This window comes from Brenneria tiliae (genome assembly GCF_023347575.1).
In the GTDB taxonomy this organism is placed as follows: domain Bacteria; phylum Pseudomonadota; class Gammaproteobacteria; order Enterobacterales; family Enterobacteriaceae; genus Brenneria; species Brenneria corticis.
This window is the reverse complement of sequence record NZ_JAKPCB010000103.1, coordinates 489,096-503,816: the sequence shown is the minus strand read 5'-3', so window position 1 is coordinate 503,816 and position 14,721 is coordinate 489,096. Positions and strand designations below refer to the sequence as shown.

The following is a 14,721-nucleotide window of genomic DNA, read 5'->3' as shown; positions in this document are numbered from 1 at the left end:
CTATTTTCCCCGCCGTCTCGTCATACCTTCCCCGGCGCGACGGAGCCAACAATCACGCCTTCGCCGGCAGCAGCGACTGCGGATCGACCTTCAGGCAGGACACCGCATGCGTGAAGCTGCCCTCCAGCAGCGGCCGGGTTTTGACGCACTCGGGCCCGACTATCGGGCAGCGCGTGCAGAACACGCACCCCGACGGCGGGTCGATGGGCGAAGGCAGTTCCCCCTCCAGTAGCTGTATGCGCTTATTCCTCTCTTTATCGGGGTCCGGAATGGGTACCGCCGACATCAATGCCCTAGTGTAGGGGTGCTGCGGATGGCGATAAACCCGATCGTAAGTCCCCAGTTCCACCGCATGCCCCAGATACATCACCAGCACCCGATCGGAAATATGCTTCACCACCGATAAATCATGGGCGATAAAAATCAGCGACAGCCGCATTTCACGCTGCAACTGCCGCAGCAGGTTTACCACCTGCGCCTGTATGGAGACGTCCAGCGCCGAAACCGGCTCGTCGCAGATCACCAGCCGCGGCTCCAGTATCAACGCCCGGGCAATGCCGATGCGCTGACACTGCCCGCCGGAAAACTCATGGGGATAGCGATTAATCAGATTGGGCAGCAACCCCACCTTCAGCATCATCTCCTTGACGCGATCCTTCACCGCCCGGCGCGACAGTTCGGGGTTATAGGTTTTCAGCGGTTCGGCGATGATTTCGCCGATGGTCATACGCGGATTCAACGACGCCAGGGGATCCTGAAAAATCATCTGGATATCGCTGCGCGCCGCGCGCCACTGCGCATCGCTCATGCCCAGCAAATCTTTCCCCAGCCAGCTGATGCGCCCGGCGCTGGCCTTCACCAGACCGATAATGGCGCGCGCCAGCGTGGATTTGCCGCAGCCGGATTCGCCCACCACGCCCAGCGTTTCCCCCTCATATAAACGGAAGGTCACGCCATCCACCGCTTTCAGCGTTTTAGGCGGCTGCCAGAACCACTGTTTATCATCCTTTACCGCAAAGTGAACTTTCAGATCGTCCACTTCCAGCAATATCACCTTTTCCGACGCCTTATTCATAGTCCCTCCCCAACCGTTCTGAAGCAGGCGCGCAGGCGGCCGTTATCAAAAGACTCCAGCGCGGGCGTTTTATGGCAGACCTCCATCGCATAAGGACAGCGCGGCCGAAACGGGCAGCCTGGCGGCAGACGCAGCAGATTGGGCGGATTGCCCGGAATGGTCGCCAGCGACTCATCCTCGGCGTCCAGGCGGGGAACGGCATGCAGCAGCCCGACGGAATAAGGATGGCTGGGCTGATAAAAGACCTCGCGCGCGGAGCCATACTCCATGGTGCGCCCGGCGTACATCACCAGCACCTTGTCGCAAATACCCGCCACCACCCCCAAATCGTGGGTGATCATAATAATGGCGGTGTTGAATTCGCGTTTCAGCTCATTCAATAACGTCATAATCTGCGCCTGCACAGTCACATCCAGCGCAGTGGTCGGCTCATCGGCAATCAGCAGTTTGGGGCGGCACAGCAGCGCCATGGCGATCATCACCCGCTGACGCATGCCGCCGGAAAATTCATGCGGATACATTTTCATGCGTTTGCGCGCTTCCGGCATTTTTACCGCATCAAGCATGCTGACCGACTGGTCGAAAGCTTCGCTTTTGCTCAGCCGCTTATGCAGCATCAGCACTTCCATCAGCTGCTCGCCGACCCGCATATAGGGATTGAGCGACGTCATCGGATCCTGAAATATCATGGCGATCTCTTCCGCGCGCAGCTTATTCAACTGACGCTCGGGCAAATTAAGGATCTCGCGGCCATGAAAACGCGCCGAACCGCTAATATGGCCGTTTTGCGCCAGCAGCCCCATCAGCGCAAAGGCGGTTTGCGATTTTCCCGAACCGGATTCACCGACGATACCCAGCGTCTCGCCGGCGTCGAGGGTAAAATCAAGATCGTTGACCGCGATGACCTCGCCATCCTGCGTGCGAAAGGACACCCGTAAATTCCGCACTTTCAGCAGCGCTTCGCGCTCGGCGGTTGAATCAATCCCGTTCATCAGGCCACTCCTCAGCGATCTTTCGGATCGAGGGCATCACGCAGGCCGTCGCCGATAAAATTAAAACAAAACAGCGTCACCACCAGAAACGCGGCGGGATAAAACAGAAGCCAGGGAGAAACTTCCATGGAATTGGCGCCGTCATTCAACAGCGCGCCCCAGCTGCTTAACGGCTCCTGGGTGCCCAGCCCCAGAAAGCTGAGGAACGATTCAAACAGGATCATGCTCGGCACCAGCAATGAGGCGTACACCACCACCACTCCCAGCACGTTCGGTACGATGTGACGCAGGACAATGCCGCGCGTCGATACGCCGGAAACTATCGCCGCTTCGATAAACTCCTTGCGTTTCAGGCTGAGCGTCTGCCCGCGCACGATACGCGCCATATCCAGCCAGGAGACCATGCCGATCGCCACAAAGATCAGCAGCATGTTCTGCCCGAAAAAGGTCACCAGCAAAATAACGAAAAACATAAACGGAAATGAGTTGAGGATCTCCAGCAAACGCATCATCACCGAGTCCGTTTTACCGCCAAGATAGCCGGACAGCGCCCCGTATAAGGTGCCGACGCTAACGGCGACCAGCGCGGCCGCCACCCCCACCATCAGCGAAATCCGCCCGCCGATGGCGACGCGAACCAGCAGATCGCGCCCTGAGGAGTCGGTGCCGAAATAGTGCCCGGACGTCATATCCGGCGGCGCCGACATCATGGCCCAATCCGTATCCGCATAATTGAACGGCGATAGCAACGGCGCCGCGACGACAAACAGCGTAATCAGCCCCAGCGCAACCAGGCTGGCCAGGGCGGCGCGATTGTGGATAAAGCGCTGGCGGGCATCCTGCCACAGGCTGCGCCCTTCGATTTCCATCTGCTCGCTGAAATTATCCAGGGCCTCAATATCTCTTCGATGCCAAAACATAGCGTCCCCCGGTTGATCAGTAGCGAATTTTCGGATCGATAACGGCGTATAACACGTCAATTATCGCGTTAAATAAAATCGTTAATCCGCCAACTAAAATCGTCAGGCTGAGCACCAACGAATAATCGCGATTCAGCGCCCCATTAACAAAAAGCTGCCCGATGCCCGGTAAACCAAAAATCGTTTCGATAACCATGGAACCGGTAATAATGCCGACAAACGCCGGCCCCATATAAGAGAGCACCGGCAACATGGCGGGTTTCAAGGCATGGCGCAAAATAATGCGCCGCAGCGGCAACCCCTTGGCGCGCGCGGTGCGAATAAAATTGGAATGCAGCACCTCAATCATCGACCCGCGGGTAATACGCGCGATACTGGCGATATACGAGAGCGACAACGCCACCATCGGCAAAATCATATATCTGGCCTGTCCGCCATTCCAGCCGCCCCCCGGCAGCCAGCGCAGCGTAATGGCGAAGATCAGCACCAGTAGCGGCGCCACCACAAAACTGGGGATCACCACGCCGGTCATGGCAAATCCCATTACCGTATAGTCCCATTTGCCGTTTTGATTCAATGCGGCAATCACCCCGGCGCCGACGCCGAAAACCACCGCCAGCAAAAACGCCGCGGCGCCCAGCTTGGCGGAAACCGGAAACGACGCCGCCACCAGGTCATTGACCGAATAGTCTTTGTATTTAAACGACGGGCCGAAATCCCCCTGCGCCAACTGCAACAAATAGTTGCCGTATTGCGTTATCACCGGGTCGTTAAGATGATATTTGGCTTCGATATTGGCCATCACTTCGGGAGGCAGATTGCGCTCGCCGGTAAAAGGACTGCCCGGCGCCAGGCGCATCATAAAAAATGAAATGGTGATCAGAATAAACAGCGTCGGAATCGCTTCCAGACAGCGGCGAAAAATAAATTTTAACATTGCCCGCACCTATAAACCTGCCAATAAAAGCGGGCGGCCCAAGCCACGCCACCCGCCGTATTATCAGTGCTTAATAATATAAAGATCTTTTACGTAGATATTGTCCATCGGATCTTTACCGGTTAAACCGCCGACATACGGCTTCACCAACCGGGTATTGGCGTAATAGTAAACCGGAACGATTACCGCGTCTTTATCCAGCAGAGCTTCGGCCTGTTGATAAACGGCGGCGCGTTCTTCTTCCGTTTTCACCTGCAGCGACCTGGCTATCAGCGCGTCGAAATCGCCGCTCTTATAATGCGAGGTATTACTGCTGCTGTCGGACAGCATGCTGTTGAAAAAGGTGGATGCCTCATTGTAATCGGCACACCATGAAGCGCGGGCGACATCGAAACTCCCCTGATGGCGGGTATCCAGGAAGGTTTTCCACTCCTGATTTTCCAGTTTTACGTTTACGCCGATATTCTGTTTCCAGATGGAGGCCGCGGCTATCGCCAGCTTTTTATGTAAATCGGAGGTGTTATACAGCAGGTTGAAGGTCAGCGGTTTCTGCGCGCTATACCCCGCCTCCGCCAGCAGTTTTCTCGCTTCCTCATTGCGTTTTTCCTGCGGCCAGCTTACCCACTCCGGCCGCACGGAGATGATGCCGTCGATATAGGGCGGCACAAACCCATACGCGGGAATATCCCCCTGATTTTTGACCTTATTGGTTAAAATATCCTGGCTCAGCCCCAGGCGCAGCGCGGTTCTTACCCGCACGTCGTCAAACGGCGCCTTCTGATTGTTGATTTCAAAGTAGTAGGTGCACAGATAGGGGTTGACCTTTACCTCCTGCGGGATCTCTTTCTTTAATTTCTGGAACAGCTCTATCGGCAGGTTGTTATAAGTCATATCGATTTCACCGCTGCGATAGCGGTTAACGTCGGTGACTTCGGAGGCAATGGGCAAATAGGTAACCTGGTTAATCACCGTGTGGACGTTATCCCAGTACTGCGGGTTGCGCGCCAGCACGATTTTTTCATTCACCACCCACTCTTTCAGCTGATAGGCGCCGTTCCCCACCCAGTTCTCCGGCTGCGTCCACTTTTCGCCGAACGTCTCCACCGCGGTTTTGTTTATCGGCGACAGCGCGACATAAATAGGCAGTTTGTAGAAATAGGGAACCGCCTCGCTGAGCGTCACTTCCAGCGTATGATCGTCCAGCGCTTTTACCCCCAGGGTTTCCGGACTCTGCTTGCCGGCGATGATGTCGTCGATATTCAGCAGATGGCCGTATTGCAGATAGCTGGAGTAAGGGGAAGCGGTTTGCGGATCGGCCAGGCGCCGCCAGCTGTAGACGAAGTCCTGCGCGGTGACCGGCTCGCCATTCGACCAGCGCGCGTCCTTGCGCAGATGAAAGGTCCACACCCGGAACTGGTTATTATCCCAGCTTTCCGCCACGCCGGGGATCACCTTGCCGTTGACGTCGGTTATCACCAGCCCTTCCATCAAATCGTGCAGCACATTGGATTCGGGCACCCCTTCTATCTTATGGGGATCCAGCGACGCCACTTCGGCGCCGTTATTACGCACCAGCTCCTGCTTTTCCGCCAGCTCGACGCCGGCGGGCACCGTGGCGCTCCAGGCCGGACCGCCCGCCCCAACGCCAAGCAGCGCGATAATGCCCGCGGCCACGCTTATTTTTGTTGTAATCTGTGCCATTAGCCTCTCCTGTCCTGTTTGTGGTCCCCATCCGGCATGCGGATTGTGAATCCCGTGCCGCTGACGGTTTTCAGACTCTTGCCTTGAGCTGAAAGCCGGCTCGTTGGTCAGTGCCTGATAATATAAAGGTCTTTGACCCGCAGATTGTCCAACGGATCTTTACCGGTAATCCCGCCGACGTACGGTTTTACCAACCGGATATTGGAGTAGTAATACACGGGAATGATGACGGCGTCCCGATCCAATTGCGATTCAGCCTGCTGATATAGCGCGGCCCGCGACGCATCCGTCGCGGCCTGAACCGCCTGCGTTATCAGGCCGTCAAATTCGGCGCTCTTATAATGGGCGGTATTGTTGCTGCTGTCCGACAGCATCATATTCAAAAACGAGGTGGGTTCATTGTAATCGGCGCACCAGCCGGCGCGGGCGACATCAAAACCGCCCTGATGGCGGGTATCCAGGAAGGTTTTCCACTCCTGATTTTCCAGTTTTACGTTCACGCCGATATTCTGTTTCCAGAGGGAGGCCGCGGCTATCGCCAGCTTTTTATGCAAGTCGGACGAGTTATACAACAAACTAAAGGTCAGCGGTTTCTGCGCGCTATACCCCGCCTCCGCCAGCAGTTTTCTCGCTTGCTGATTGCGCTTCTCCTGCGGCCAGCCAAACCACGCCGGCGGCGCCGAGGTTATGCCGTCGGTGTAGGGCGGCACAAAACCATAAGCGGGAATATCCCCCTGATTTTTAACCTTATTGGTTAAAATATCCTGGCTCAGCCCCAGGCGCAGCGCGGTTCTTACCCGTACGTCGTTAAACGGCGGCTTTTGGTTGTTGATTTCATAGTAGTAGGTGCATAAATAAGGATTTACCTTCACTTCCTGCGGGATCTCTTTCTTTACCTTCTGGAACAGCTCAATGGGCAGTTTGTTATTGGTAATATCAATTTCCCCGGCCCGGTAGCGATTGACGTCGGTCACTTCGGATGCGATCGGCAGGTAGGTCACCTGGTTAATCACGGTAGCGGCGTTATCCCAGTATTGCGGATTGCGCGCCAGCACGATTCTTTCATTCACCACCCAGGACGCCAGTTTATAGGCGCCATTCCCCACCCAGTTCTCCGGCTGGGTCCACTTGTCGCCAAACTTCTCCGCCACCGTTTTATTCACCGGAGACAGGGAGGAATGAATCAGCAGCTTGTAAAAATAGGGAACCGCCTCGCTGAGCGTCACTTCCAGCGTATGATCGTCCAGCGCTTTTACCCCCAGGGTTTCCGGACTCTGCTTGCCGGCGATGATGTCGTCGATATTCAGCAGATGGCCGTATTGCAGATAGCTGGAGTAAGGGGAAGCGGTTTGCGGATCGGCCAGGCGCCGCCAGCTGTAGACGAAGTCCTGCGCGGTGACCGGCTCGCCATTCGACCAGCGCGCGTCCTTGCGCAGATGGAAAGTCCATACTTTAAAATCCTTACTGTCCCAGCTTGCGGCCACGCCGGGTATCGGATGCCCGTTGGCGTCTGAAATCACCAATCCTTCATACAGATCGCGCGCCACATTGGCCTCGGGCACCCCTTCTATCTTATGGGGATCCAGCGAGGAGACTTCCGCGCCGTTATTGCGCACCAGGGTCTGCTCTTGCGCCAGCTCCACCCCGGGAGGAACCTCCGCCGCCCATCCGTTGGCACATGACGCCATAACCAGCGTCGCCATCATTCCGGCGACAACGCTTTTTTTCGTTGTGTTCTTTTCCATCATTTATCCGCCCTGTTTTCATACTGCGATATAACCGGTCATTCACAGACACACCTAAACCCTGTGCGTACCCAAAACGCGAAGTGTTATAACCTATATCCCACTCGCATGATAAATAAGAAAAATTCATCAATAAGCATTGCCAACTAATGTGGCCTGAAGCAATTAAAAAGCGCAGCCACCGTCAATATTTTTAATATGCATGACGATCGGTTTCATATCCGTTAGAAAAGTCACTGAATAACACAAACAGGAAACGTTGCCGATTACCGGCGATAAGCGCACCAAATCGACCGGTGCACAAAGTAACGCCAATAAGGCCGATCGTCGCAACCCCATTTCGCAATGTGATGAATGTCATTAATTTCACAAAATAACACATAAGCAGACATGGTAGAAAGGGATACGGGTCACGATAAAGTGATAACGCCAGAATACAAACACGCCCTGAGACATAAGTATTATTTATGCAAAAATAAAATGAAGAAAAGATGAGCGGCTCACCAATAAAGATGAGAATCATTCTCAAAAACACCTTGCTGAAAGGAGTCAGCATGAGAAAAACTAGATGGAGATCACAAAAAAAATAGTCTTAGGCGGGTATGCTGTCACTTATCCAGTTACGCCAACAAACCACCGCGGGTTTGTCTGTTGCCATACTGTGAACAAGCTCTTTGAGTCAATGAATATAGAAGAGAGTTGATGGAACCTCAAGTTTGGTTGCCCGGGCACGGATACGCGTCCGTTTATCTATACTTCTTACTGAGCAGACCATTGACTGAAAGAGTTTAACATTATCAGGAGAGCATTATGGCCGTAACCAATGTCGCTGAACTTAACGCACTGGTCGCAAGAGTAAAAAAGGCACAGCATGAATTTGCCAATTTTACTCAGGAACAAGTCGACAGAATCTTCCGGGCAGCCGCACTGGCTGCTTCCGACGCCCGGATCCCCTTGGCGAAGATGGCGGTCGCCGAATCCGGGATGGGGATTGTGGAAGATAAAGTGATTAAAAACCACTTTGCTTCCGAGTACATTTACAACGCCTATCAGGATGAAAAAACCTGTGGCATCCTCTCCACCGACGACGCATTCGGCACCATTACCATTGCCGAACCCATCGGTCTGATTTGCGGTATCGTGCCGACCACCAACCCCACTTCCACCGCGATTTTTAAAGCCCTGATCAGTCTGAAAACCCGTAACGGCATTATCTTTTCCCCGCATCCGCGGGCAAAAAACGCCACCAACAAAGCGGCGGATATCGTGTTGCAGGCGGCTATCGCCGCCGGTGCGCCGAAAGATATCATCGGCTGGATCGACCAGCCTTCCGTCGAACTCTCCAATCAATTAATGCACCACCCGGATATCAACCTGATTCTGGCGACGGGCGGACCGGGCATGGTCAAAGCCGCATACAGCTCCGGTAAACCGGCCATCGGCGTAGGCGCGGGCAACACGCCGGTTGTTATCGACGAAACCGCGGATATCAAGCGCGCCGTCGCATCCATCCTGATGTCGAAAACCTTCGATAACGGCGTGATTTGCGCCTCGGAACAATCCGTGATCGTGGTCGACAGCGTTTATAACGCCGTCCGTGAACGCTTTGCCTCCCATGGCGCTTATATGCTGAAAGGCAAAGATTTGCAGGCAGTGCAGGCTATTTTGCTGAAAAACGGCGCGCTGAACGCGGCGATTGTCGGTCAACCGGCGGCGAAAATCGCCGAACTGGCGGGTATTACCGTGCCGGCGAACACCAAGGTGCTGATCGGCGAAGTGACTGCGGTTGACGAAACCGAACCCTTCGCTCATGAGAAGCTGTCGCCGACGCTGGCGATGTATCGCGCCACCGACTTTAACGATGCCGTGCTCAAGGCGGAAAAACTGGTGGCGATGGGGGGTATCGGCCACACATCCTGTCTGTATACCGACCAGGACAACCAGACAGATCGCGTGAACCACTTCGGCGATATGATGAAAACCGCCCGTATCCTGATCAACACCCCGGCTTCACAAGGCGGGATCGGCGATCTGTATAACTTTAAACTCGCCCCTTCCCTGACGCTGGGCTGCGGTTCCTGGGGTGGCAACTCCATCTCGGAAAACGTCGGTCCGAAGCACCTGATCAACAAGAAAACGGTAGCCAAGCGAGCAGAAAACATGTTGTGGCATAAACTTCCCAAATCAATCTATTTCCGTCGCGGCTCATTACCGATCGCGCTGGAAGAGGTCGCTTCCGACGGAGCGAAACGCGCGTTTATCGTGACTGACCGTTTCCTGTTCAATAACGGCTATGTCGACCAGATCAGCGACGTACTGAAACGTCAGGGGCTGGAAACCGAAGTATTCTTCGAAGTGGAAGCGGACCCCACCCTGAGCATCGTGCGTAAAGGCGCGGAACAGATGAACTCCTTTAAACCGGACGTCATCATTGCGCTGGGCGGCGGTTCCCCGATGGATGCGGCGAAAATCATGTGGGTGATGTACGAACACCCGGATACGCATTTTGAAGAACTGGCGCTGCGCTTTATGGACATCCGTAAGCGTATCTACAAGTTCCCGAAAATGGGCGTGAAAGCCAAGATGATCGCCGTTACCACCACCTCCGGCACCGGCTCCGAAGTCACGCCGTTCGCCGTGGTGACCGACGATGCGACAGGCCAGAAATATCCATTGGCCGACTACGCATTAACCCCGGATATGGCGATTGTCGACGCCAATCTGGTGATGAATATGCCGAAATCGCTGTGTGCCTTCGGCGGGCTGGACGCCGTCACCCACGCGCTGGAAGCCTATGTTTCCGTACTGGCGAATGAATATTCGGACGGTCAGGCCCTGCAGGCGCTGAAACTGCTGAAAGAAAACCTGCCGGCCAGCTATCATGAGGGCGCCAGGAATCCTGTAGCGCGTGAACGGGTACATAACGCCGCCACCATTGCGGGTATCGCGTTTGCCAACGCCTTCCTGGGCGTCTGTCACTCGATGGCGCATAAACTGGGCTCGGAATTCCATATCCCGCACGGCCTGGCCAACGCCATGTTGATCGCCAACGTTATCCGCTATAACGCCAACGACAACCCGACCAAGCAAACCACCTTCAGTCAATACGACCGTCCGCAGGCGCGCCGTCGCTATGCCGAAATCGCCGACCATCTGGGCCTGTCGGCGCCGGGCGACCGCACCGCGCAGAAGATCGAGAAATTGCTGAAGTGGCTGGATGAAATCAAGGCGGACCTGGGTATTCCGACGTCTATCCGTGAAGCCGGCGTACAGGAAGCCGATTTCCTGGCGAAAGTGGACAAACTGTCCGAAGACGCCTTCGACGACCAGTGTACCGGCGCCAACCCGCGCTATCCGCTGATTTCAGAGCTGAAACAGATCCTGCTGGATACCTATTACGGACGCAAGTTCTCGGAACATACCAAAGAGACTGCCGAAGTCGCTGCCGCACCTGCTCCCGCAGCAAAAGCGGCGAAGCAAGCCAAAAAAGTGACTAGCTAACCCATTGCCAATCATCCTCGTCATCCCCGCGCAGGCGGGGATCTGCGGGAATGACGGATTTGGATTTCGCTATTGCGCATGGCTACGTTGTCAACGCTCCGATACCCTGACGGTTATACCGCCAGGGTATTTTTTCGCCCATAGCCGCCCTTATTCGATTTCACCTCTGACCAATCCTAACGCAATCTTATAATGCTTGCGGCAAACGGAAACATAGCTTTCATTACCGCCGATAACCACCTGTTCCCCTTCATGAAGAGGATTCCCCTGCGCGTCGAGCCGTAATACGCGGTTCGCTTTACGGCCGCAATGGCAAATCGTTTTGAGTTCAATCAGCTTATCCGCCCAGGCTAATAAGTAGTGGCTGCCCGAAAACAGCTCGGCGCGGAAATCCGTGCGCAAGCCATAACACAATACCGGGATATCCAATTGGTCCACCACGTCGCAAAGCTCGCTAACCTGTTCGCGCGTCAAGAACTGGCATTCATCAATTAATACGCAATGAATCGGCTGGCTACGGTGTTCTTTCGCCAGCAGGTTAAATAGCGATGTCCGCGGATTAAACAATAGCGCCGGAGAAGAAAGGCCGATACGCGAACTGACCACCCCCACCCCATCCCGGTTATCTATTTCTGCGGTGAAAACCAGCGCCCGCATACCTCGTTCCTGATAGTTATATGCCGACTGTAATAGCGCGGTGGATTTCCCTGCATTCATTGCTGAATAATAAAAATAAAGTTGAGCCATACCCGGATGCTCCAAAAGAGAGGCTATATCACGCATGCGCTAAAAATTTATTGTAACAACTCGACGTTAGTGCATGCAACGGACTATTACTTGCGCAAACTCGCCGGGTTAGCGCTATTGATAGACGCGATGGGATAAAAGATATAAACATTCCTTATAAGGCAGACCGGAGCGCAATATCTTATCGAGCAGATGGGCGTTGAAAAAATGACGGATTAAATGTATTTTTAGCGCGGTGTGGGTTTTTATATTCCTGTAACACCGAGTGTGATATCCGTTTTAAAATGGCAATTTTTAACAAACTTACAAATTTGACTATTGCAGAAAAGAAAATAGCACTCTATTATCACACTACATACACGCCACCAATAATATAAATTTGAGATTATCACAATGAGCGAAGCACTAAAGATTCTAAACAACATCCGTACTCTGCGTGCCCAGGCAAGAGAATGTAGTCTGGACACTTTGGAAGAAATGCTGGAGAAACTGGAAGTCGTGGTAAATGAGCGCCGCGAAGAAGAAAGCCAGGTTCAGGCAGAAGTTGAAGAACGCGCACGTAAATTACAGCAGTATCGCGATATGTTGATTGCAGACGGTATTGACCCTAACGAGCTATTACAATCTTTAGGTTCAGTCAAAGTAGCCGGTAAAAGCAAGCGCGCCGCCCGCCCTGCCAAATATCAATATACCGACGAGAACGGCGAAGTAAAAACCTGGACCGGCCAGGGCCGCACTCCGGCGGTAATCAAAAAAGCGATCGAAGAACAAGGTAAATCTTTAGACGATTTCCTGCTCTAATCCTTTTTCGGATAACACAAAACGCAAATACCCTTGATTTCCATCAAGGGTTTTTTTTGTGCAAAAAAGCAGTATGTCGATGAAATTTTATGCTCTCCGCCTTGGGTAATAAAACAGAGAGCCGCGTTTGCCGAATATTATTTTTCTTCCGCTTCAATAGTTTCCTGCAGCCATTGGGTGAGTTCGCCACCCAGGCTATCATGGCGCAGGCCATATTCCACGAAAGCCTGCATATACCCGAGTTTGTTGCCGCAATCATGGCTAACGCCCTTCAGGTGATACGCTTCCACCGTTTCTTTTTCCATTAACATGGCGATGGAGTCCGTTAACTGAATTTCATTGCCCGCCCCCGGCGGGGTTTTTTCCAACAGGGACCAAATTTCAGCCGAAAGAACATAACGGCCGACAACGGCTAAATTAGATGGCGCTTCAGAGGCCTTCGGCTTTTCTACTACGCCGACCATCGGCGCGCTATCACCGGGTTTTAATTCCACCCCTTTGCAGTCTACTACGCCATAGCTGCTAACATTCTCAACCGGCTCAACCATAATCTGGCTATGCCCGGTTTCAGAAAAACGTTGCAACATTTCGCTCAGATTATCTTTCCGCAGATCCGATTCATATTCATCAATAATCACGTCCGGCAAAATAACCGCCACCGGTTCATCACCCACTAATGGATGCGCGCATAATACGGCGTGCCCTAATCCTTTAGCCAGCCCCTGACGAACCTGCATAATGGTAACGTGCTTCGGACAAATAGATTGAACTTCTTCCAGCAACTGACGTTGAACACGTTTTTCCAGCATGGCTTCCAGCTCAAAGCTGGTATCGAAATGGTTCTCGATGGAATTCTTTGATGAGTGGGTGACCAGAATTATTTCATTGATTCCCGCAGCGATACACTCATTGACAACATATTGAATTAGCGGTTTATCTACCAACGGCAGCATCTCTTTGGGAATAGCCTTGGTGGCGGGCAACATGCGCGTTCCCAACCCCGCTACCGGGATAACCGCTTTTTTTACTTTTTTATTAAAAATCGACATAAACAACCTCTTATATATCGTTCAAATAATGAACTTTATTTGTCTGGCCTAAAACAGGATAAGTATACCAGTTTAGCCGGGCCACGCTTGCCCACCGTGGCGTTCAATAAAAAATAAGGTAACAGGTTACATAGTAGAAAATAAAAAATAATAACGGAAGCCGAACGCCGCCTGAAGAGAGTAAACATGCCAGCTATCAGACTATTCTGTAGCAAGCATTAGCCGTAAACGCCCCCCGACTCCCCATATCTGACACTGCCAGGCATCGCAATGATGGTTTAACTGATTGAGGTAGGCTTCATCAAGCGTTCCCAACGGCACGCCGCTATTCAGCGCGATCTGACGCTCATTGACGTTCAGCGTGGCATTTAAACCGGCGGAAATCAGTATCAGCTGTTTTAATTCCCGATGATAATAGCCAACCAACAGGGGAAAACGTCCTTCCAGGCTTGCCTGGCGCAGCAGTTGATTGACCTGTTTTAATAACATCGGCAAATGAGGCAAACGGTGCTGCTGATTCGCCAGATGCTCCTGAAGCACCCCGTTGAACAGCGTACGGAGCAATAAGGCGGCCAGCGTGCCGTTATTGTTTACCGCCTGGGTAACATCCAGACAATAGAACGCCAGATCGTCTTCAGAGAGCGCGGCAATATCCAGCACCAGTCCCGGTTGCTCGGCAACGGTGAGCTGGCGGTAATTTATTCGGCAACGCGCAAGCGTTTGCTGCACCGGCGGCTGCAGTTGCGCCAGCAGCTTTGTAACGGTTTCGGGCGACTGATTAAGCGAATCCATATCCAGCATTAACTGTTCAAGCTCATTTGACGGCGACGTAAACATATCCGGATACAGACATGACATAACCGACTCACGCAAGCGAGCATAGTCACGAATGGGCTTGAGCAGTACATCCTGCACGCCAAGCCGCAGAACTTTCGCCACATCGGCCATTTGGCTGGTCGCGGATATCACCAGTATCGGGGTATTGTTATCTTTTAAGCGCAAATGTTCGAGGAACTCAATGCCGCCCATCATCGGCATTTTCAGATCGCAGATGATTAAATCAGGATGATGATGCTCCAAAACGCTTAACGCCTCCAGACCATGGATAGCCTCCAAAACGGCGGCGCCAAGCGAAGTCAGATAACCGGAAAGCACCGAGCGGAAAACGGCTTCATCCTCGATAACCAAAATATGTTTACCCGCCAACGGTTGTTCCATCAGTTGCCCCTTACTTCAAACTCTTCATTGTCCAG

Annotated in this window: 11 protein-coding genes; 2 read left to right on the top strand and 9 right to left on the bottom strand. The window is 53.2% G+C overall.

Annotation, left to right across the window (positions count from 1 at the left end):
- Positions 1 to 52: 52 nt before the first annotated feature.
- The 6 genes from oppF to oppA (MFP24_RS23120) all read right to left on the bottom strand — a co-directional run bounded on the left by oppF (position 53) and on the right by oppA (MFP24_RS23120) (position 7,370).
- Positions 53 to 1,075, bottom strand: a complete 1,023-nt coding sequence (gene oppF, locus MFP24_RS23145) for a murein tripeptide/oligopeptide ABC transporter ATP binding protein OppF (RefSeq protein ID WP_249232329.1) — start codon at positions 1,073 to 1,075, stop codon at positions 53 to 55.
- Positions 1,072 to 2,067 (bottom strand): ABC transporter ATP-binding protein, encoded by a 996-nt coding sequence (locus MFP24_RS23140; protein ID WP_249232330.1) that lies wholly within the window; start codon positions 2,065 to 2,067, stop codon positions 1,072 to 1,074. Before MFP24_RS23140 ends, oppF begins: the two co-directional genes overlap by 4 nt.
- A gap of 11 nt (positions 2,068 to 2,078) precedes the next feature.
- Entirely contained in the window at positions 2,079 to 2,987 is a 909-nt protein-coding gene (gene oppC, locus MFP24_RS23135; RefSeq protein WP_249232331.1) for an oligopeptide ABC transporter permease OppC, read from the bottom strand.
- A 16-nt stretch (positions 2,988 to 3,003) separates the two neighbouring features.
- Entirely contained in the window at positions 3,004 to 3,924 is a 921-nt protein-coding gene (oppB, locus tag MFP24_RS23130; protein ID WP_249232332.1) for an oligopeptide ABC transporter permease OppB, read from the bottom strand.
- 63 nt (positions 3,925 to 3,987) lie between these two features.
- Positions 3,988 to 5,625, bottom strand: a complete 1,638-nt coding sequence (gene oppA / locus MFP24_RS23125) for an oligopeptide ABC transporter substrate-binding protein OppA (protein WP_249232333.1) — start codon at positions 5,623 to 5,625, stop codon at positions 3,988 to 3,990.
- A 107-nt stretch (positions 5,626 to 5,732) separates the two neighbouring features.
- Entirely contained in the window at positions 5,733 to 7,370 is a 1,638-nt protein-coding gene (gene oppA / locus MFP24_RS23120; protein WP_249232334.1) for an oligopeptide ABC transporter substrate-binding protein OppA, read from the bottom strand.
- Between the two features lie 810 nt (positions 7,371 to 8,180).
- Here oppA (MFP24_RS23120) and adhE point away from each other — a divergent pair.
- On the top strand, positions 8,181 to 10,871 hold the full coding sequence (adhE, locus tag MFP24_RS23115) for a bifunctional acetaldehyde-CoA/alcohol dehydrogenase (RefSeq protein WP_249232335.1): 2,691 nt from the start codon (positions 8,181 to 8,183) through the stop codon (positions 10,869 to 10,871).
- A gap of 150 nt (positions 10,872 to 11,021) precedes the next feature.
- Here the strand turns inward: adhE and MFP24_RS23110 are convergent, their stop codons facing one another.
- The gene (locus MFP24_RS23110; RefSeq protein WP_249232336.1) at positions 11,022 to 11,618 is read right to left on the bottom strand and encodes a thymidine kinase; all 597 of its coding nucleotides are present in this window, start codon (positions 11,616 to 11,618) and stop codon (positions 11,022 to 11,024) included.
- Between the two features lie 393 nt (positions 11,619 to 12,011).
- Here MFP24_RS23110 and hns point away from each other — a divergent pair, with 393 nt between their 5' ends.
- Positions 12,012 to 12,419 carry a histone-like nucleoid-structuring protein H-NS gene (hns, locus tag MFP24_RS23105; RefSeq protein WP_009112886.1) on the top strand — a complete coding sequence of 136 codons (408 nt, stop codon included), beginning with the start codon at positions 12,012 to 12,014 and terminating at the stop codon, positions 12,417 to 12,419.
- A 137-nt stretch (positions 12,420 to 12,556) separates the two neighbouring features.
- On the opposite strand, the gene galU is transcribed toward hns, so the two are convergent.
- Entirely contained in the window at positions 12,557 to 13,468 is a 912-nt protein-coding gene (gene galU, locus MFP24_RS23100) for a UTP--glucose-1-phosphate uridylyltransferase GalU (RefSeq protein WP_249232337.1), read from the bottom strand.
- 201 nt (positions 13,469 to 13,669) lie between these two features.
- Positions 13,670 to 14,686, bottom strand: a complete 1,017-nt coding sequence (gene rssB, locus MFP24_RS23095; RefSeq protein WP_249232338.1) for a two-component system response regulator RssB — start codon at positions 14,684 to 14,686, stop codon at positions 13,670 to 13,672.
- Positions 14,687 to 14,721: the final 35 nt, after the last annotated feature.